The organism is Nostoc sp. S13, assembly GCF_029379315.1.
Taxonomy (GTDB): Bacteria; Cyanobacteriota; Cyanobacteriia; order Cyanobacteriales; family Nostocaceae; genus Nostoc.
The window spans coordinates 1-19,679 of record NZ_JAQYWQ010000121.1; the positions used below are offsets into that span (position 1 = coordinate 1).

At 42.8% G+C, this 19,679-nt stretch carries 18 protein-coding genes and 1 pseudogene; 11 read left to right on the forward strand and 8 right to left on the reverse strand.

Going from position 1 to position 19,679, the window contains the following annotated elements; all coding sequences use genetic code 11:
• Positions 1–37: 37 nt before the first annotated feature.
• From PUQ00_RS26995 to PUQ00_RS27010, 4 genes are all read right to left on the reverse strand, one after another.
• Positions 38–244 (reverse strand): type II toxin-antitoxin system RelE/ParE family toxin, encoded by a 207-nt coding sequence (locus PUQ00_RS26995; RefSeq protein WP_300422417.1) that lies wholly within the window; start codon positions 242–244, stop codon positions 38–40.
• Complete coding sequence (locus PUQ00_RS27000) at positions 237–467, reverse strand: hypothetical protein (protein ID WP_300422419.1); 231 nt, start codon at positions 465–467, stop codon at positions 237–239. Before PUQ00_RS27000 ends, PUQ00_RS26995 begins: the two co-directional genes overlap by 8 nt.
• Before the next feature lie 15 nt (positions 468–482).
• Entirely contained in the window at positions 483–3,800 is a 3,318-nt protein-coding gene (locus PUQ00_RS27005) for a HEAT repeat domain-containing protein (RefSeq protein ID WP_300422420.1), read from the reverse strand.
• Positions 3,801–3,988: 188 nt separating this feature from the next.
• Positions 3,989–4,954: an NAD(P)-dependent alcohol dehydrogenase gene (locus PUQ00_RS27010; protein WP_300422422.1), complete on the reverse strand. Its 966-nt coding sequence runs from the start codon at positions 4,952–4,954 to the stop codon at positions 3,989–3,991.
• Positions 4,955–5,119: 165 nt separating this feature from the next.
• Here PUQ00_RS27010 and PUQ00_RS27015 point away from each other — a divergent pair, with 165 nt between their 5' ends.
• The gene (locus tag PUQ00_RS27015) at positions 5,120–5,542 is read left to right on the forward strand and encodes a XisH family protein (RefSeq protein ID WP_300422423.1); all 423 of its coding nucleotides are present in this window, start codon (positions 5,120–5,122) and stop codon (positions 5,540–5,542) included.
• Entirely contained in the window at positions 5,524–5,865 is a 342-nt protein-coding gene (locus tag PUQ00_RS27020) for a XisI protein (protein ID WP_300422424.1), read from the forward strand. Before PUQ00_RS27015 ends, PUQ00_RS27020 begins: the two co-directional genes overlap by 19 nt.
• Before the next feature lie 58 nt (positions 5,866–5,923).
• Here PUQ00_RS27020 and PUQ00_RS27025 read toward each other — a convergent pair whose 3' ends face one another.
• On the reverse strand, positions 5,924–6,502 hold the full coding sequence (locus PUQ00_RS27025) for a Uma2 family endonuclease (protein WP_300422426.1): 579 nt from the start codon (positions 6,500–6,502) through the stop codon (positions 5,924–5,926).
• A gap of 1,184 nt (positions 6,503–7,686) precedes the next feature.
• Here PUQ00_RS27025 and nifB point away from each other — a divergent pair.
• From nifB to nifD, 7 genes are all read left to right on the forward strand, one after another.
• Positions 7,687–9,141: a nitrogenase cofactor biosynthesis protein NifB gene (gene nifB / locus PUQ00_RS27030; RefSeq protein WP_300422440.1), complete on the forward strand. Its 1,455-nt coding sequence runs from the start codon at positions 7,687–7,689 to the stop codon at positions 9,139–9,141.
• Between the two features lie 109 nt (positions 9,142–9,250).
• Positions 9,251–9,601, forward strand: a complete 351-nt coding sequence (locus PUQ00_RS27035; protein WP_300422427.1) for a 4Fe-4S binding protein — start codon at positions 9,251–9,253, stop codon at positions 9,599–9,601.
• Positions 9,602–9,678: 77 nt separating this feature from the next.
• Positions 9,679–10,887 carry a cysteine desulfurase NifS gene (gene nifS, locus PUQ00_RS27040; protein ID WP_300422428.1) on the forward strand — a complete coding sequence of 403 codons (1,209 nt, stop codon included), beginning with the start codon at positions 9,679–9,681 and terminating at the stop codon, positions 10,885–10,887.
• Positions 10,888–11,069: 182 nt separating this feature from the next.
• On the forward strand, positions 11,070–11,969 hold the full coding sequence (gene nifU / locus PUQ00_RS27045; RefSeq protein ID WP_300422430.1) for a Fe-S cluster assembly protein NifU: 900 nt from the start codon (positions 11,070–11,072) through the stop codon (positions 11,967–11,969).
• A gap of 250 nt (positions 11,970–12,219) precedes the next feature.
• Positions 12,220–12,576, forward strand: a complete 357-nt coding sequence (locus tag PUQ00_RS27050; protein WP_300422432.1) for a group 1 truncated hemoglobin — start codon at positions 12,220–12,222, stop codon at positions 12,574–12,576.
• 392 nt (positions 12,577–12,968) lie between these two features.
• Complete coding sequence (gene nifH, locus PUQ00_RS27055; protein ID WP_300422433.1) at positions 12,969–13,862, forward strand: nitrogenase iron protein; 894 nt, start codon at positions 12,969–12,971, stop codon at positions 13,860–13,862.
• A gap of 148 nt (positions 13,863–14,010) precedes the next feature.
• The gene (gene nifD / locus PUQ00_RS27060; protein ID WP_300422441.1) at positions 14,011–15,453 is read left to right on the forward strand and encodes a nitrogenase molybdenum-iron protein alpha chain; all 1,443 of its coding nucleotides are present in this window, start codon (positions 14,011–14,013) and stop codon (positions 15,451–15,453) included.
• Between the two features lie 386 nt (positions 15,454–15,839).
• Here the strand turns inward: nifD and PUQ00_RS27065 are convergent, their stop codons facing one another.
• On the reverse strand, positions 15,840–16,259 hold the full coding sequence (locus PUQ00_RS27065; RefSeq protein WP_300422435.1) for a KTSC domain-containing protein: 420 nt from the start codon (positions 16,257–16,259) through the stop codon (positions 15,840–15,842).
• Positions 16,228–16,791, reverse strand: coding sequence for an AAA domain-containing protein (locus tag PUQ00_RS27070; protein ID WP_300422436.1), 564 nt, complete (start codon positions 16,789–16,791; stop codon positions 16,228–16,230). Before PUQ00_RS27070 ends, PUQ00_RS27065 begins: the two co-directional genes overlap by 32 nt.
• 284 nt (positions 16,792–17,075) lie before the next feature.
• On the opposite strand from PUQ00_RS27070, the gene PUQ00_RS27075 reads away from it, so the two are divergent.
• Entirely contained in the window at positions 17,076–17,630 is a 555-nt protein-coding gene (locus tag PUQ00_RS27075) for a hypothetical protein (protein ID WP_300422437.1), read from the forward strand.
• 216 nt (positions 17,631–17,846) lie between these two features.
• Here the strand turns inward: PUQ00_RS27075 and PUQ00_RS27080 are convergent.
• A pseudogene (locus PUQ00_RS27080) lies at positions 17,847–18,215 on the reverse strand (SPFH domain-containing protein); the annotation flags it as partial.
• A 13-nt stretch (positions 18,216–18,228) separates the two neighbouring features.
• On the opposite strand from PUQ00_RS27080, the gene PUQ00_RS27085 reads away from it, so the two are divergent.
• Positions 18,229–19,047, forward strand: coding sequence for an SAM-dependent methyltransferase (locus tag PUQ00_RS27085; RefSeq protein ID WP_300422438.1), 819 nt, complete (start codon positions 18,229–18,231; stop codon positions 19,045–19,047).
• The last annotated feature ends 632 nt before the right edge of the window (positions 19,048–19,679 follow it).

The following is a 19,679-nucleotide window of genomic DNA, read 5'->3' on the forward strand; positions in this document are numbered from 1 at the left end:
AAACCTCTCCGTATTCTCTCTTAGTCTTGTTCAGAAATCAAATAGGAGTCCTATAGATTACTCGATAATCACCAATGCGATAGCGATAATAACCTGCAAAGTCACCTTTGAGAGGTTTAACATTAGGATGAAACCGAGGATTTTGTTCTAGTTGCTCAAAGCACCTAGCAACCTTTTTGGCTAAAGCTTGGTCTGCTGTAGCATAAATCTCCTCGGCTTTAGCGGATAACACAACGTTATACATCAGACCGAATTGTTCTCCAGTTTTTTACCCGACCTTCAGCAATATCTTTTTTACCTCTTTCAAAGGATTCAATAAATTCAGGGATATCAAGCAACTCTTGGGTAGCGTCTTCACTCTCCTTATCTGCTAGATATGCTAAAAAATCAGCAACCAGTTGTAAGCGTTCTAAAGATAATCCATCTAAATATTGGTTGATTTGCTGACGAACTTCTGTGTTACTCATATTTTTGCAACTCTTTTATTTCTCTAATTGTGCCAACTTCTTCTGAGCAAATTCCCGCACTTGCTCATCTGGGTCATTCTCTGCGCGATCGCGCAACAGTGTTAAAGTCTGGGGATGGTGAGGAAATTGCTTGATAATTATCTCAAGTGCAATGCGCCGAGGATTAGTTTCATGTTCTTCCTTACGTTCAAAGGGGTCATTAATAGCGCAGTTGTGGTAGATATCAAACAACTCAGGCTGATATTTAAAGTATTTAGCTAATTCTCGGACTGCTGCACCTCGCACATCCCAGTTATCATCCTGGGTAGCGCGTTGTTTGAGCCAAGTTTTGGTGTCGGGGTCATCTTTGAAGTTCTTGGCTAATTCTTCGACTGCTGCACCTCGCACATCCGAGTTATCATCCTGGGTAGCGCGTTGTTTGAGGATAGATTTGGTTTCGAGGTCATCTTTGAAGTTGTTGGCTAATTCTTGGACTGCTGCATATCGATATCGCACATCCGAGTTATCATCCTGGGTAACGCGTTGTTTGAGGAAGGTTTTGGTTTCGGGGTCATCTTTGAAGTTCTTGGTTAATTCTTGGACTGCTGCACCTCGCACATAGTAGTTATCATCATGGGTAGCACGTTGTTTGAGAAAGGATTTGGTTTCGGGGTCATCTTTGAAGTTCTTGGCTAATTCTTGGACTGCTCCACGTCGCACCTTCCAGTTATCATCTTGGGTAGCGCGTTGTTTAAGGAAGGATTTGGTTTCGGGGTCATCTTTGAAGTTCTTGGGTAATTCTTCGACTGCTGCACGTCGCACAAAGAGGTTATCATCCTGGGTAGCGCGTTGTTTGAGAAAGGATTTAGTTTCGGGGTCATGTTTGAAGTTCTTGGCTAATTCTTGGACTGCTGCATATCGCACATTGTTGTCATTTTCCTGGGTAGCGCGTTGTTTGAGGAAGGATTTGGTTTCGGGGTCATGTTTGAAGTTCTTGGCTAATTCTTGGACTGCTACACCTCGAACATAGTAGTTATCATCCTGGGTAGCGCGTTTTTTAAGCCAGGTTTTGGTGTCGGGAGATTCTTGCCAGGTCGTTGCAATTGCTGTAACTGCTTGAATGCGAATTTGCTGAACTAGCTTAATTTCTTCTTCATCCTGATAGAGGTCGTAATAGTACCAGAGGTCATATTTAGTTAAGTCTTTGAGCTTGTCAAGTAATTTAGTAGCCGTTGACGCGATCGCCGAGCGATTTCTCACCTCTACAAGACACTTAGCCGCTAAAAAGAGATTGAAAAACTTTTCCTCTTCGCCATCTTGCGCCATTAAATAATCAAGAATCTCGCCAACAAATCTTGGCTCAATCATTCCAGCAATTAGCAGCAAGACTTCATGCCAACTTTCATCTTGCCAGTGTTTGCCAAAAACTTCATTCTTAAGTTCTTCAATAGTCAGCGTTTGCGTTTCTTTAAACTGCCAGACAAACTCCCAAGCACAGAAATATTCTAAAAATGTTCGATGCACAAAAGCATAATAATCCGCACCCAGGAAACATAACATAAAGTTGCGAGTTCGCAGTTGATTAATTATCACCCGTGCAACTTCTCTGGGTTTATCAAATTCTATGCTTCTCAGATAATCAATTAAAATTTTGACTAAATCATTTTCATTAATCAAATTACCTGCCAAACCTTTCTCACCAGTTTGCATAAGATAAGCAACCTGACGCAGCATCGCTTGCTTATCTTTATAATCAATCGTCTTGGGGTCTAACCTCTTATCTTCTATCAAAGCGCGTTCCACATCCCATTGATGCAGCAGTACCCGCGATGCTTGATTATAAAGCTCGGCTCTATCTCTTGGTAGCTCTTGATTACGATTAAGAATTGCCATCATCGTCAACAGCAGAGGATTTCCCGCCAGTTCTGTAATAGATTTAGAAGCTTCAATTCCTCTTTGTAGCCGTTCCCTTTTTCTCACCTTATCTACTGCATCGGTAAAAGTTAACTCATGCCAACGGTTGATAAAATCCTGAATTTGTTCTGAGTCTAAATCTTCTAAGATAAAGTGGCGAAACTCAGCATCGCGCAATCGTTGCGGTTTATAGCCAATAATCCGAGAAGTGACAATTACCTGCACATCAGGGTAGTCATTAGTAAAGCGATGAATATCAGTAATTACATCCTCTCGCTTACCTGGGTCAAATACCTCATCCAAACCATCAAACATCACTAAGCCATTACCAGCTTTTAATTGTTTATCTAGTTCAAGCTGATTGAGATGATGAACAGCACCACTACATTGATGAAAAAATTCTAGAAAATTATTACACTCTTTATCTTCCCGTCGCCGCATATAAGTGCGTAATTCAATTAGCAAGGGAATTGGTAAAGAGATAACATTATCCAGTGGAGACTCAGCCCAATTCAAAGCCAGAAATTGCAACAAAGTAGACTTCCCGGAACCAGGATCGCCCAAAATCACAATATATTTATAATCTTGCTTTTTATTGACAACATCTAAAACTGAACGTATCGGCTGTTCAAAATAAACCCGTTTGTGGCGTTCTAATTCTTCTAATTCAACTGCTTCTACTTGGTCACTTTCTCGCAGCCGTCTAAAATGTTGTTTAGGCAGTTCGTGAACTTGTGGTAAAACTTGATGAGCTTCCCGGACATTTTGAGCAGTAAAAATCCGCCATAACTTCAGTTCGTTATAAGCATAGCCGCTAGTATCTAAGCTATCTAACTTGAGATTGCCATAGCGATCGCGGATTCCTTCTTGATATTTAACTAAATTAAAATCTACAATAACACCAGCAATTTCTTTGGTATTTATTTCAATATCAGATAACTTTTGTAATTCGAGGATATGGTGTAATTCTTTGGAATCTAAAAGAAATTCTTGGACTTGTGTCAAATACTGCTCTGTAATTGATTGCCAGTTAAACTTAGATGGCAGAGGTTTTAATTGCAGCCTGTTCCAACTATCTTCGAGGGTTTTAGCGTCTAGAGATTCACAATTAATATCAAAAGCCTTACCAAGAATTTCTGTAACCGACTTATCGCTGATAAATTTCTGGATGTCTTTGGTGTAGTCTTTAATCTCAGGTTCAGCAAGTTTGCAACGAACCTTTAACTGCTGCTGCATGAGTTGCAAAAATTCCTTTAAGGCTTTCCCAGCAGCAATTTCTATGTCTTCCTTCTTAAGTTTCTGGACAATCTTGCCAGGGATGCCTTTTAATAAATCTTTAGCCCAATCTTTAGCAGCATCCTTGGCTAAGTTTTCCAGAATGGGTTTAAAAATAAACCCGGCGGCCTGAGTTACACCCCAAATAGCTAACCAGTCCAGCATAATACTCGCTTCTGTTGAGAGTTTGATTACGAGTATATCCACTAGCTTGAGTAATGTTTCCGAATTTCAGGGAATCTGGAAAACCTCTCTCTAAATCTCTCTCCTAAGAGGAGAGAGATTTTGAATTTTCCTCCCTTCTCGCGTCGGGAAGGGGGTTAGGGGGTTAGGTTACGCGTTGGTTTTTCAGATCAATTGGAAACTGCGATGTCTACGACGGGCTGCGTCAACGCAATTTTCCCCACAGCACGCCCAGTTTCGCTATAATCATGAGCCGCCGCTACTTCTTGTAAGGGATATGTGCGATCAATCACCACACGAATTTTACCCGCTTCAATCAATTCTTTCAGATAAACCAAATCTGGAGTGTTAGGTTTCTCAAAGAGAAATTTCGCTTTTTGACCGGGAAGGAACGCTGTTAAGACGATCTCTAAGGAGACTTTGGCGTTAGGTACGGTGGTGATGTAAACTCCGTTGGGTTTGAGGACTTTTCTGGTTTCTGAGAGCGATCGCTTACCCACTGCATCAAAGATAATGTCATACTGCGCTGTATCTTCGGTGAAATCTTGCTGCGTATAATCAATCACGCGGTCTGCTAAGAGAGATTTCACCAAATCCAAGTTTTTGGTACTGCTAACTCCCGTCACCACTGCCCCTAAAGCCTTAGCAATTTGCACTGCAAAACTGCCTACACCGCCCGCAGCGCCATTAATCAACACAGTTTGTCCTGTTTGAATATTCCCCTGATCTCGCAGTGCTTGCAGAGCCGTGAGCGCTGCTAAAGGCACAGCCGCAGCTTCTTCATAGGATAAGTTCGTTGGTTTGAGAACCACCAAGTTTTCTGGAACGGCTGCAAATTCCGCATAACCTCCTCCAGGAAAGCTAGTACTGCCATAGACAGCATCTCCTGGTTTAAAACGTGTGACACCAGAGCCAATCGCCACGACTTCTCCCGCCACATCAAACCCCAGAATCTTCGGGAATTTGCTGCCGGTAATCAAACTCAACATCCCCTGACGAATTTTCCAATCAATGGGATTAACGCTACTAGCACGAACTTTCACAAGTAACTGCGTTGGCTCAATTTTCGGCTGCTCCACATCTTCATACTGCAACACCTTAGCCGCGCCATACCGACGGATAACCACTGCTTTCATCGCATTCCTCCTGCTACCCTGTTTGACTCACACAACTCAGACAGCTTATTTTTTCTGATAAATCCAGTCTAGCGATGTCTACGCCTACGCATAGTATTTAACGAAGATGCTAGGCGCAGTCAGAGATTTCCTAAAATAGAAATATCAGTCTAAGACTATACCTGTATGCCAGCTAGAGACCTCTATCACAACAATGTTAAAAATGCTTTGATTAAAGACAAATGGATAATTACTCATGACCCACTGACCCTGAAGTTTGGTAAAAAAGATTTCTATGTTGATTTAGGTGCTAGACAACTGTTGGCAGCGCAAAAAGCAGAATCCAAAATTGCAGTTGAGATTAAAAGTTTTAGCGGCAGATCGGATATTGATGATTTAGAAAAAGCGTTGGGTCAGTATATTTTGTATCAAGATATATTAATTGAGTTAGAGCCAGAGCGAATGTTATATCTTGCAGTGCCTAACAGAGTTTTTGATGATTTGTTTGAAGAACCTATCGGCAAACTTTTACTAAGAAATCATCGTTTAAAGCTAATTACCTTTGATCCAAAACAGGAGGTTATTAAACAATGGATTATACCAAGTTAGACCACTATCGCCAGGTGATTGAAACTATCCTCAGTGAATATGCTTCACTACCCTATTCTTATGCCAATATTCAATCAGAAGTGGTGTTTGATCGAACCCGTGATCGCTATTTGTGGATGGATACAGGTTGGGATGGCGATCGCCGCATTCATGGCTGTCTGGTTCATATTGACTTAATTGATGGCAAAATCTGGATTCAACGGGATGGCACTGAAGAAGGCATTGCCGCCGATTTAGAACGGGCTGGAATTCCCAAAGAACACATTGTCCTTGGCTTTCGTCCACCGGAGTTAAGACCCTACACAGGCTATGCAGTTGCTTGAGAGCGATGCCTTCTCTATGAGAGGCTTCGCCAACGTTGTGTGAAAAAACACATTCTCTTTATTCTTCAGTGGTAAATACAACACCTTCATACAGCAATTCAATTGGACACTCAAATTCAATGCTCGATAGAGTGATGATATCTCCTGCCGTGTAGCGATAGTAAAGCCACATCCTACCTTCACCCCGACAGAAAAGCTCCACGGAGATTTTTTCCGACTCAATCAAGATATACTCTTGCAAACTGGGGATTGTCAGATAATAAGTGAATTTTTCACCCCGATCTTTAGCGCTTGTACCTGGGGAAAGAACTTCGATAATCAGCTTGGGATGTTGAATAAATTTGCGGGCATTGAGGTCTTGAGGGTCGCAACTGACAATAACATCAGGATAATAGTAGCGGCTCTGGGGAGTGAGTTGCATTTTCACGTCTAACACATTCACTCGACAACCTCTGGAACGCAGATGGGGGTACAAAGCTCTGTAGAGATTTAGTGCAATATCATTATGGGGAATTGTACCGCCTGTCATGGCAAATACTTCGCCATTGGCATATTCGTAGCGAACGTCTTGCTGAGGTTCCCATTCGAGATATTCCTCAACGGTCATTTTTGGCGGCTGTTGGGGGATGGCTATCATAACTAAGATTTTTTATTTTCTTGGTTTGATTGTAGCTAAATAGTCTCAGCAACAAAGAGCGGTATCTGGAAAACCTCCCTTCTTCATCCCTCTCCTTTTAGAAGAGAGACTTTAAGTTTTCCCCCTTAGAGTGTCGGGAAGGGGGTTAGGGGGTTAGGTTTTTCGCCAAGGTTCGTAGTGAGCAATTAAAAAAATTGATTGCGATCGCTCAATCATGTTAGATTATAGTTTGTTGTTTCTCTCAAACACAAAATCCGAGAGTTTCCTACCCATCTCCTCTTTGTGGGAATGAAAAAAAAAAAGAACTGAAAAGTTAAACTTTTTGAAAAATATGTGCAGCAACACATTTATTTCCATAAGCCTGTATAGCTTGCCAGATAAGACTTATAACCACAATTGAACATCTTTGTTGACCCTGAGCGAAGCCGAAGGGTCAAAGTAAAACTTAAAAAAATATAAAGTGCATTTTTACCCTCAAAAAAATGATATGTTAGATACAGAATTTAATTTCGCTTTTTTCTGGAGTAGCACGATATAGATTACTCCAGTTTTCACCCTCAAACCCTTAGCATTTCTTGCTTTTGACGGAATTTGAGGGCAATCTGAGTACACATTGAAATAACCCAAATCCAATTTTAAGTTAGTTTAAATTCTTGCTGGGATTGGGTTATGGCTGAGTACAAAGAAATCCTGAACCCCTGTCTATAAATACTCGAACCCCAACCAAAAAACACTAGAACCCCTACCTGAAAAAAACTTTTTTAATTCTTGTAATGCTTGAAGAATTAGGGTTTTTATTATTTGAGTACAAGCGTAATAAATCCAATAAATTCTATCCTAGAGAGACGCAACATCTGGCTAGGAGACGGCTGCTATAACTCTTATATCGCCAATCACTTAACGCTCCAAAACGAAGCGAAGAGTGAGTGGAGGGATGACATAGCACCATGCCTGAAGTGAATAGAAGTCGCGGCTGTAACCACAAATTCTACCCCAGAACCGAACGTTGACACACACCAGCCGAACATCAAATATATATTGCCTGCCTTACTTGATAACAAGTCACCCAAACCCAAGGGTTTGCAGGCAGTGTGGAAGACGCGACTTCAATTCGTCGGCATATAAGAGTAGCAACACCATCTCCCACAGTGGCAGCCAAGTCCACCGACCTTTTGCGAAACTCAATGACATCACCGTCTACACGACTCCTCAACACCCCTGCTACGGAATCGACAACAACCCAAGCAAAATCAGGTGGTTGCGGCTGCGACAGCACCAGCAGCGCCACAGTGGAAAGGGACGAAACGCTCGAAGAACGCATTGCGAAACATCCCTGCTACAGCGAAGATGCCCATCACCACTACGCGCGGATGCACGTTGCAGTTGCTCCAGCTTGCAACATTCAATGCAACTATTGCAACCGTAAATATGACTGCGCTAACGAAAGCCGTCCTGGAGTAGTTAGCGAGTTGCTAACACCAGAAGAAGCTGCACACAAAGCTTTGGTCATTGGAGGCAAGATTCCTCAAATGACAGTTGTGGGAATTGCCGGCCCTGGCGACCCACTGGCAAACGCAGATAAGACTTTCCGCACATTTGAGTTGATTGCAGAGCAAGCACCAGACATCAAGCTGTGCTTATCAACCAATGGTTTAATGCTGCCTGACTACGTTGATCGCATTAAACAATTAAATATAGATCACGTTACGATCACCATTAACATGGTAGATCCAGAGATCGGTGCTAAGATTTATCCTTGGGTTCACTACAACCGCAAGCGTTACAAGGGCATTGAAGGCGCGAGAATTCTCCACGAAAGACAGATGGAAGGATTGCAAGCCCTTAAAGATGCTGACATCTTGTGCAAAGTTAACTCCGTGTTGATTCCCGGAATTAATGACCAGCACTTAGTCGAAGTGAATCGAGTCATTCGTGAAAAAGGTGCATTCTTGCACAACATCATGCCATTGATTTCTGCACCAGAACATGGCACACACTTCGGTTTAACCGGTCAACGCGGCCCCACACCTAAAGAACTCAAGGAAGTTCAAGACAACTGCTCTGGTAACATGAAAATGATGCGTCACTGTCGCCAGTGCCGTGCCGATGCAGTCGGATTGTTGGGAGAAGACCGCAGCCAGGAATTTTCCAAAGAGAAATTCTTGGAAATGACTCCAGACTATGACATGGAGAAACGCCAAGAAGTTCACGACGGTATTGAGAAGTTTAAAGATGAACTGAAAGTAGCCAAAGACAAGGCACTAGCCGGCAAGAAATTTGCCAACAGTCCTAAAGTCCTAGTTGCAGTAGCAACCAAAGGCGGCGGATTGGTTAACCAGCACTTCGGTCATGCCAAAGAATTCCAAATTTACGAAGTGGATGGAAATGAAGTTCGCTTTGTCGGTCATCGCAAAATTGACCAATACTGCCAAGGTGGATACGGCGAGGAAGCTTCTTTTGAGCATATTATGAAAGCGATCGCAGATTGCAAAGCAGTTTTAGCCTCCAAGATTGGTAACAGTCCTCAAGAAAAATTGCAAAAAGCTGGAATACAGACTGTTGAAGCTTACGACGTGATTGAGAAGGTTGCTTTGGAGTTTTACGAGCAATACGTTAAAGAATTAGGGAATAAGGAATAGGGAGTAGGGAGTAGGAAGTAGGGAGTAGGAAATTTCAATATTCACCACTCACTACTCACCACTCCCCATTCTCACTCCCCACTCCCCATGCTCAAAAAGGAGAATAATAATGGCTTACAAAATTACTAGCCAGTGTATTTCCTGCAATCTCTGTCTATCTGTATGTCCTACAAATGCAGTTAAAGTGGTTGACGGACAGCACTGGATTGACCCTGAACTTTGTACAAACTGCGTTGGTAGCGTTCACACCGTGCCTCAGTGTAAAGCTGGTTGTCCCACTTGCGACGGCTGCGTTAAGCAGCCTAGCGATTACTGGGAAGACTGGTTTACCAATTACAACCATGTAGTTGCTAAATTAACAAATAAACAAGATTACTGGGATCGTTGGTTTGACCGTTATTCCCAGAAATACTCTAAGCAATTGCAAAAGCGTCAACCCCAAACAATTCGTAATTCGTAATTCGTAATGACGCTCTCTACCAGACGCGCAAGTAACGCAGACTCGCTAACGCTACGCTAACGTAATTAAAGACACCAATGCAAAAAAACTGCATCTATCTCGATAATAATGCCACCACTAAGGTAGACCCAGAAGTTATACAGGTAATGCTACCTTACCTCACAGACTATTACGGCAATCCCTCCAGTATGCATACCTTTGGTGGACAAGTCGGTAAAGCACTGAGAACAGCAAGAGAACAACTTGCAGCCATGCTGGGAGCCGATGAGTCAGAAATTGTCTACACAAGTTCCGGTACTGAGGGAGATAACGCGGCGATTCGAGCCGCACTGTTGGCGCAACCAGAAAAGCGACACATCGTCACTACCCAAGTTGAACACCCAGCAGTACTCAATGTCTGCAAACAATTAGAAACCCAAGGTTATAGTGTTACCTATCTATCAGTAAATCATCAAGGGCAGCTGGATCTAGATGAACTAGAAGCTTCCTTGACGGGTAACACCGCCCTGGTGACAATTATGTATGCTAATAATGAAACCGGCACGATTTTCCCGATTGAGCAAATTGGGTTGCGCGTGAAAGAATATGGTGCTATCTTCCATGTAGATGCGGTGCAAGCAGTGGGGAAAATCCCCTTGAATATGAAGACTAGCACCGTGGATATGTTAACCCTGTCTGGTCACAAGCTGCACGGGCCCAAAGGAATTGGTGCTTTATATATCCGGCGCGGGGTTCGGTTCCGTCCCTTCATAATTGGGGGACACCAAGAACGCGGACGTCGGGCGGGAACAGAGAATGTTCCAGCAATTATTGCCTTGGGCAAAGCTGCGGAACTCGAACTGTTACACTTAGAAGAAGCGACCACAAGAGAAAGAAGGCTGCGCGATCGCCTGGAACAAACTTTACTCGCTACAATTCCCGATTGTGTAGTCAACGGTGACGCTACGCAGAGATTGCCCAACACCACAAATATCGGCTTCAAGTATATTGAAGGTGAAGCTATCTTACTATCCTTGAATAAATACGGTATCTGTGCCTCATCCGGTTCTGCTTGTACCTCCGGCTCACTGGAACCTTCCCACGTCCTTCGGGCTATGGGCTTACCCTACACAACTTTGCATGGTTCCATTCGCTTCAGCCTTTGTCGCTACACCACAGAAGCCGAAATCGATCAAGTAATAGAAGTAATGCCCAGTATTGTGGAACGTTTACGCGCCCTCTCACCCTTCAAAAATGATAATGCGGGTTGGCTGCAAGAACAAGAGCAAGCACTGGCTCATCGTTAATTAGGAAATAGGGAATAGGGCATAGCGCATTGAGAATAAAACCAATGCCCGATACTTCTCTACGAGAGGCTACGCCAACGGCTTCTCTACGAGACGCACTCGCGTTCGCTCAGTACAAGTGCCCAATCCCCAATGCCCCATACCTCAATCTAAAATCCAAAATCTAAAATCTAAAATTCGTTATGTGGGACTACACCGATAAAGTATTAGAACTGTTTTACAATCCCCTGAATCAGGGAGCCATTGAAGAATCTGGCGAACCTGGGGTTAAGCTTGCAATGGGAGAAATCGGTAGCATTGCTTGCGGTGATGCTCTGAGATTGCATCTGAAAGTGGAAGTAGAATCTGATAAGATTCTAGATGCTCGTTTTCAAACCTTTGGCTGTACTAGTGCGATCGCATCTTCTAGTGCATTAACCGAGATGATCAAAGGTTTAACCTTAGATGAAGCCCTGAAAGTGTCCAACAGAGACATTGCAGATTACCTGGGTGGTTTACCAGAAGCAAAGATGCACTGCTCTGTCATGGGACAAGAAGCGCTAGAAGCCGCTATCTATAATTATCGCGGCATACCTCTAGCTACCCATGATGATGATGATGAAGGCGCGTTAGTTTGCAGTTGCTTTGGGATCAGCGAGGCCAAAATTCGCCGCGTCGTTCTAGAAAATAATCTCACTGGTGCCGAAGAGGTAACAAATTATGTGAAAGCTGGTGGTGGATGCGGTTCCTGTTTGGCAAACATTGATGATATTATTAAATCAGTGCAACAGGAATTCGCCGCACCTGATCTCAACAATTATGGCGTAAAAGTTGCCACAGAAATTGTTACGTCTAAAGAGCGATCGCTAACCAACGTGCAAAAAATTGCTCTAATTCAAAAAGTTCTGGATGAAGAAGTCAGACCCGTTCTCATCGCTGACGGGGGAGATGTAGAACTCTATGACGTAGAAGGCGATCGCGTTAAAGTTGTGTTGCAAGGTGCTTGCGGTTCCTGTTCTAGTAGTACAGCAACTCTGAAAATTGCGATCGAAGCCAGATTACAAGATCGTGTCAGCAAGAGCCTTGTAGTCGAAGCAGTTTAGGAATTGCTGTAGGACTTAACGTACTCTACAAATACGCCCTAATATGCATTCAGCCAGGAACAGAAAGTAGGATTTGAACCGAATCATTGTCTCCACTCAATGCTTCATACCAATTCTTTCTTAATTACGAATTACGAATTACGAATTGGTATCAGTCTTACCACTATTACGGCTAACAGCATATAGGCTTGATAGATTAAGCGCCTAAAAAGCAAATTTCATCATCTAACTCGCTTCAAAGGAACAGAATATGAGCACATTGTACGACAAACTTGGCGGACAACCAGCTATTGAACAAATAGTAGATGAACTCCACAAACGCATTGCGACAGACAGCCTCCTCAATCCCATTTTTGCTGGTACAGATATGCCCAAGCAACGTAATCATCTAGTTGCTTTCTTAGCTCAAATTTTTGAGGGGCCAAAGCAATACGCCGGTCGTCCAATGGACAAAACACATGCTGGAATGAATCTACAGCAACCACACTTCGATGCGATCGCCAAGCATCTAGGTGAAGCAATGGCTGTGCGTGGAGAGTCAGCAGAAGATACCACAGCTGCACTAGAGCGCGTCACAAATATGAAGGGCGCTATTTTGAACAAGTGAGACCAGTGCTGCCGGAGGGTTTCCCTCCGCAGGCAACTGGCGAACCCGAAGGGTAGGACTTAGGCATTGATTGTTGACAAATAACAACATCAAGTCCTATTGAGTCTTTCAAGCTGAAACAGATTATGACGTATTTGTAAATTGCGAAATCTCTTAGTCATTAGTCACGATAAATGATTAATGACTAGGGACAAAAGAAAAAAAATTTAACCAGGAAATATATGTACTTGCTTTCGATCATTTTAGCTGTGGAGCGATCGCCCCCAGCAGGCACCTATGCCAATGCTACCAACGATGCTCTACACGCGCTCACTACTGTCGCTCAACAGGGGTGAACGCAACAGACCAACGCAAAGACCCACCAACCAACCAATTGCAGGGAAATACGAACCATGACAGAAGAAAAGATTAGACAGATAGCTTTCTACGGTAAGGGCGGTATCGGTAAATCTACCACCTCCCAAAACACCTTGGCAGCTATGGCAGAAATGGGTCAACGCATCCTCATCGTCGGTTGCGACCCTAAAGCTGACTCCACCCGTTTGATGCTGCACAGCAAAGCTCAAACCACCGTTCTTCACCTTGCCGCAGAACGTGGCGCAGTAGAAGATATAGAACTCGAAGAAGTGATGCTCAAGGGTTTCCGTGACGTTCTTTGCGTAGAGTCTGGTGGTCCAGAACCCGGTGTAGGTTGTGCAGGTCGCGGTATCATCACCGCCATCAACTTCTTAGAAGAAAACGGTGCTTACCAAGACCTAGACTTCGTATCTTACGACGTGTTAGGTGACGTTGTGTGTGGTGGTTTTGCAATGCCTATCCGTGAAGGTAAAGCACAAGAAATCTACATCGTGACATCAGGTGAAATGATGGCGATGTATGCTGCTAACAACATTGCTCGTGGTGTTCTTAAGTATGCTCACACAGGTGGCGTGCGTTTGGGTGGTTTGATTTGTAACAGCCGTAAAACTGACCGGGAACACGAATTGATCGAAACCTTGGCAAAACGGTTGAACACCCAAATGATTCACTTCGTACCCCGTGACAACATCGTTCAACACGCAGAATTACGCCGCATGACTGTTAACGAGTACGCACCCGATAGCAACCAAGCTAACGAATATCGGACATTGGCTACCAAAATTATCGACAACAAAAATCTGGCTATTCCTACACCTATTGAAATGGAAGAACTAGAAGACTTGTTGATTGAATTCGGTATTCTCGAAAGCGAGGAAAATGCTGCAATGTTGGTTGGCAAGACTGCTGCTGAAGCTCCTGTAGTATAAATCGCTGCTAAGAAGTAATGCTTTAGCACAAGGAAAAAGTAAGAGTCCCCTATCTTACCTTTGGCCCTCTCTTTTTATCTCCCCCCTAACCTTAGAGGGGACTCCTAGTCCCCCTATGCCTGATCCTTACGAGTCACAAAGATTAAGTATGACACCTCCAGAAAACAAAAACATCATCGAAGAAAGAAAAGAACTAATTAAAGAAGTTCTCAGTGCTTATCCTGAAAAAGCCGCTAAAAAGCGGGAAAAACACTTAAACGTATACGAAGAAGGTAAGTCCGATTGCGGCGTTAAGTCTAACATCAAATCTCTGCCTGGCGTCATGACCGCTCGTGGTTGTGCTTACGCCGGTTCTAAAGGTGTGGTCTGGGGCCCTATTAAGGACATGATCCACATCAGTCACGGGCCTGTAGGTTGCGGTTACTGGTCTTGGTCTGGTCGTCGTAACTACTACATCGGCACCACAGGTATTGACACCTTTGGTACGATGCACTTCACATCCGACTTCCAAGAACGAGATATCGTTTTCGGTGGTGACAAGAAACTTACCAAGTTAATCCAAGAACTTGATGTACTTTTCCCCCTCAACCGTGGTGTTTCCATTCAATCTGAATGTCCCATCGGTCTAATTGGGGATGACATCGAAGCTGTTGCTCGGAAGACATCGAAAGAAATTGGCAAGCCAGTTGTACCTGTGCGTTGCGAAGGCTTCCGGGGTGTTTCCCAATCTTTGGGACACCACATTGCTAACGACATGGTTCGTGACTGGGTATTCACCAGATCCGACCAAGCTAAGAAGGACGGTACACTTCAGTTTGAAGGTACTCCTTATGATGTAGCCATTATTGGTGACTATAACATCGGTGGTGATGCTTGGGCTAGCCGCATCCTGTTAGAAGAGCTCGGCTTGCGCGTAGTCGCTCAGTGGTCAGGTGATGGCACTATCAACGAAATGTTGATGACCCCCAATGTGAAGATGAACCTCATCCACTGTTACCGGTCGATGAACTACATCAGCCGTCACATGGAAGAAGCTTACGGAATACCCTGGTTGGAGTACAATTTCTTCGGCCCTACCAAGATTGCTGAATCTTTACGGGAAATTGCTTCTAAATTTGACGAGACAATCCAAGCAAACGCTGAGAAGATTATCGCCAAGTATCAGCCCACAATGGATGTGATTCTTGGCAAGTATCGCCCCCGCTTAGAAGGTAAGACTGTCGCCATCATGGTTGGTGGTCTGCGTCCTCGCCACGTTGTCCCAGCTTTTCAAGACTTGGGCATGAAGATGATTGGTACAGGTTATGAGTTCGCTCATAACGATGACTACAAACGTACTGCTCCCTTCATCGAAAACGGCACCATCGTTTATGACGACGTTACCGCTTACGAATTCGAGGAATTTATCAAAGCGCTCAAGCCTGACCTTGTAGCCTCTGGTGTGAAAGAGAAGTACGTCTTCCAGAAGATGGGTCTACCTTTCCGTCAAATGCACTCTTGGGATTACTCCGAACCTAGCGATCGCACTTCAACATCATATAATACAAGGTTTTTTAGCGGCGGGAGAAAAAAAAGCCTATTTCTAGCCTAAATCTAACTTTCAGGCTTATCCGGTAACAATCTTTTTTGATGCTTTAGATAATATAACTCTTATGCAGTCTGGTTTTTAGATTTTGCTTGCATTTTGCTCAAAGAAAAACTGTAAAATGAAAGACTATTTTTAATGACGATTTTTTAGATTAAATGGTGCGATCGCTTCAACTCCACACAAAACAATTATTTGGGTTATTTGAGATAAAGGTGCGTTATTTCTGGAGGGATGCGATTATATAACCGCAATAGTGCTGCATCACTAGGGCCGGTTGCTAAAAACAGGATCTTAACTTTGTTATCCATGCATATAATTTTTGTATGAGTGAGTTTGTTTGGTAATAATTAGTTCGATGAAAGTAAGTGCGTGTTACTTGAACCTAGAAACTACTGTATTTGGTGATAGGCGTAGCTAGATTTAATGTAATCATTGAGATACTTACCATGAGAAGACGCAGTGAGGAGTCCATGAAAAAGGTGCTCAGGAACGCTGAAATAGTGATAGATAGAGTTAGAATGAAACTCTACTTCGAGTATTTTAGTTTGTGCATTATAGCCAATGGACGATACATTCGATGACCTGACTGAAACTCGTTGTATTTCGTTCTGAATTTCCTCAAAGTCTGAGTCATTACGAAAACAATGGTTCTTTGTGTTGACCTCTTGCCATTCTCTATAAGGTGAGTGAATTCCGATTAATGCTAGCAATTTTTCCTTCTCTTGGGCTCTACGCTCATCGCTCTGGAACCTACTGAGAATTTCGGTAAGCGCCTCATCAGTAATAGCAGCTACTTGTTCGAATCGCATCGGCTTGCTTTTCGCTAAAGGCAATAATACCAAGGGATTGTTTGGGAAATCGTTGAAAATGCTCCAACGCCAAATGAGCAACCACTTCAGCCTCACGTTGATTATCTGTGCGTTTACCGCGATCGTAAAGGCCATCAGGAACGTGTTTAAACCACACTCCTAAATCTGGGTTTTGAACTGGGTTTGGAAATGTAACTAATTCGTTGCCGTAAAAATGACAGTTGGAGAAAGCAATCAAACGCTCATCCCGACTGCGGTAGTGCCATTTCAGCATGTGCCCAAACATAAATTTTGAACATTCATCTAAAACGCTTTCATAGCTTTCATAGCTTTCATAACTTTCATCATCGATATCTTCTTCACTGTCTCCGGTTGAAAAGAATGATGTGGGAGGAAGCTGTTTATTGTCCCCAATCACAATGACTTGATTTAAACGGATAATTGAAGGAACAACATCCTCAGTCCGAAACTGAGATGCTTCATCAAAGATGAGAACATCAAAACCTCCCAAACCTAACCTTTTAACAATCACTTAAAATTTAATATACTTTCGCGTCTTTAACTTCTATTTGTGTAGATTTGTTAAAAAACTGGATATTCAGCAGCATTTAACGATATTTTCTTTTAAAAAAAATTGAAAGTTACTAATACAGTGTAAGCACCGTACATAGTATCTATTTTTATGAAAACTTGATCAAAAAGGCTAATTTTAATTAGCGAAGTAATCTATAGACTTCAAAGAAAAGCTTGAGCTAAACATATATAAATAATCAGCTTTTTACGATTTAATTACTATATTTATTTAAGGGATAAGCGATGAAAAAGAAAACTGTAAAACTAACCGTTGTTTTTCTGTTGTCAATGTTTGTTGCTGTTTTTCTCTCGTTACCGTTTGCAACAACGGTGCAAGCGCAGTTTCATTGGCAGCGAGCAGATGTAAAAATGACTGCTGTATCAAGGACTCCTAATAGTATGGAAGTGTGGTGGATCGCGGCAAATGGCTCTATCCAAGATGCCTACTGGTATGAAGGTTCACAATGGCAACGATTTGAATTGGCTCCAGCAGGCAGTGCTTCAATTAATGGTGGCATCACTGCTGTGTCGAGGATTCCCAACAGTCTAGAAGTCTGGTGGATTGGAGGAAATAGCTCTATCCAAGATGCTTACTGGTATGAAGGTTCACAATGGCAACGATTTGAATTGGCTCCAGCAGGCAGTGCTTCAATTAATGGTGGCATCACTGCTGTGTCGAGGATTCCCAACAGTCTAGAAGTCTGGTGGATTGGAGGAAATAGCTCTATCCAAGATGCTTACTGGTATGAAGGTTCACAATGGCAACGATTTGAATTGGCTCCAGCAGGCAGTGCTTAAACCAATTCGTAATTCGTAATTCGTAATTACGTTTTGTAACTGTCATTGCGAGTTTAACATTCGCGGAGCGTCTCGTAGAGAAGTGAAACCTACTCTTACTGAGAAGCAAGCTATTCATAGCATTTCTAAGAGTTGCAATCCCAAAGCTTTGGGATTGCTTCACTTCGTACCCTATGGTTCTCTAAAGGAGTTAGGACTTACGCGTAGACATCATCGCTACGGATTCATCCGAATCAAGTCTGTCAAAATACTATCCAAACTGCCGTTAACTTGAATCCGATCAATCTTCTCTGCAATCCGCTCTAAGACTTCGAGTTCCTTCAGACGCAATGCAACAGGATTATCCTCCATCACTTTAGCAGTGTTTAACATACTGCGGGTAGCAGCAGTTTCTTCTCTACGTCTGACTACGTTTGCTTGAGCGGTTTTTTCTGCCTCGACTACCTTGCTCAAGATAGCCTTAATCTCACCAGGTAAAATAATATCTTTGACACCTACAGAATCTACTTCAATTCCATATTCTGCGGCTTTCGGGCGAATGTATTCAGATATAATTCTATCTATTGCACCTTTATCTTCTAATAAACCATATTATAAAATGTCTGAAGCAACAGAAGTTAACGTGAGTTTTACCGCCAAAGTTATCGCCGCTGCTCGTGCGGTCGAAACCCAAAGATATGATGCTTTATTTACCGACCCCTTTGCGGCACAGTTAGCAGGTCAAGAAGCTATTGAAGCAGCTATCCCCCGCTTAGAAGAATATGAAAAACAAGGGAAACCATTTTTATCGGTTCGGACTCGGTTTTTTGATGATTTCCTAAATAACTGTTCTCATGATATACGGCAAATTGTTCTTGTGGGTTCGGGAATGGACACAAGGGCTTTTCGCCTGAATTGGCAACCCGGAACTCATGTTTATGAAATTGATCAACCCGATGTACAGCATTATAAAGAAGCCGTTTTAAAGGAGATGGTTCCTAACTGTACTCGCCACTCTATTTGTGCTGATTTAAAGGAATCTATTTGGTGTCAACTGCTGCTTGAAAAAGGCTATCAACCCTCAGAACCCTCCATCTGGCTATTAGAAGGATTTCTCTATTATCTTAAACCAATAGAAGCCGAAAATCTCTTAATAAACATCCAAGATTTATGTGTAAAAGGTAGTTATTTCGGTGCCGATGTCATCAACACGGTGGTTGGCAATGGCTCTGATGACTGGGCTAAATATTGGCTATCCAGTTGTGACGATCCTGAATCTTTTTTGGCCGCTTATGGTTGGCAAGCATTGGCTATTCAACCAGGAGAAGATGGGGCTTCTTTTGGGAGATTTACTTATCAATTTCCTGCTCGTAATACTCCTGATGCCCCACATATCTTTTTTGTCAGGGCTGTTAAGTGTAGCGACCTACAATGCTAATCGCTAAAACCTGCAATCATGCTTGTGTACAGTGACTTTTTATTTGTCGCTGTGCCAAATTAATGTCATCGAGGGTATGAAGCCTGAACTCTCTAGCGTTCAGCTTAGAAGCAGCACAGGGAACTTACAGGCTATATCAACACACATTGCTGCAAACCTAAAGTGGGTAAGGCGTAGCTTAATGATATGAATTTATCTCAACGTCATTTAATTTGTGACTGTACAATAGGAGTTAAAACAGCTATACACTAGTGATAAAAGTAACTAGTTTAATCATGACTTAAGTAATCTCTGATGTCAGGTTTATCGGGTTTGAATCACGAATGAACCTTATTCTGTCAATGCCGTATACAGCAGTTTCGTTTTTTTTGCAAGAAGTACAAAGCTATGGAAAGCTATGGGTTTTGAGGCAGGAGGTAGAAACTCTTTATATCTGATTTTCAGTACCTCACTTACTTGCAAACTTCTGAAATTAGCTGTGTGAGTCGATTTAGACTTATTCCTTATATTGAAAGCAGGAGTATTATTGATTGCCCTAACTCGGCAAAAAACAATTACCTCAAATGCAATAGACATCTGGTGAAATTAAATATGCGTTATCTAGAACCCTTGTAGAGACGCGAAATTTCGCG

Coding starts and splice junctions, on each gene's coding strand:
- PUQ00_RS27065 (WP_300422435.1), bottom strand. CDS start 16,259: ATGCGATTCGAACAAGTAGCTGCTATTACTGATGAGGCGCTTACCGAA.
- PUQ00_RS27010 (WP_300422422.1), bottom strand. CDS start 4,954: ATGAAAGCAGTGGTTATCCGTCGGTATGGCGCGGCTAAGGTGTTGCAG.
- nifB (WP_300422440.1), top strand. CDS start 7,687: ATGACATCACCGTCTACACGACTCCTCAACACCCCTGCTACGGAATCG.
- PUQ00_RS27075 (WP_300422437.1), top strand. CDS start 17,076: ATGAAAAAGAAAACTGTAAAACTAACCGTTGTTTTTCTGTTGTCAATG.
- PUQ00_RS26995 (WP_300422417.1), bottom strand. CDS start 244: ATGTATAACGTTGTGTTATCCGCTAAAGCCGAGGAGATTTATGCTACA.
- nifU (WP_300422430.1), top strand. CDS start 11,070: ATGTGGGACTACACCGATAAAGTATTAGAACTGTTTTACAATCCCCTG.
- nifD (WP_300422441.1), top strand. CDS start 14,011: ATGACACCTCCAGAAAACAAAAACATCATCGAAGAAAGAAAAGAACTA.
- PUQ00_RS27020 (WP_300422424.1), top strand. CDS start 5,524: ATGGATTATACCAAGTTAGACCACTATCGCCAGGTGATTGAAACTATC.
- PUQ00_RS27050 (WP_300422432.1), top strand. CDS start 12,220: ATGAGCACATTGTACGACAAACTTGGCGGACAACCAGCTATTGAACAA.
- PUQ00_RS27035 (WP_300422427.1), top strand. CDS start 9,251: ATGGCTTACAAAATTACTAGCCAGTGTATTTCCTGCAATCTCTGTCTA.
- PUQ00_RS27000 (WP_300422419.1), bottom strand. CDS start 467: ATGAGTAACACAGAAGTTCGTCAGCAAATCAACCAATATTTAGATGGA.
- PUQ00_RS27005 (WP_300422420.1), bottom strand. CDS start 3,800: ATGCTGGACTGGTTAGCTATTTGGGGTGTAACTCAGGCCGCCGGGTTT.
- PUQ00_RS27085 (WP_300422438.1), top strand. CDS start 18,229: ATGTCTGAAGCAACAGAAGTTAACGTGAGTTTTACCGCCAAAGTTATC.
- nifH (WP_300422433.1), top strand. CDS start 12,969: ATGACAGAAGAAAAGATTAGACAGATAGCTTTCTACGGTAAGGGCGGT.
- PUQ00_RS27015 (WP_300422423.1), top strand. CDS start 5,120: ATGCCAGCTAGAGACCTCTATCACAACAATGTTAAAAATGCTTTGATT.
- nifS (WP_300422428.1), top strand. CDS start 9,679: ATGCAAAAAAACTGCATCTATCTCGATAATAATGCCACCACTAAGGTA.
- PUQ00_RS27025 (WP_300422426.1), bottom strand. CDS start 6,502: ATGATAGCCATCCCCCAACAGCCGCCAAAAATGACCGTTGAGGAATAT.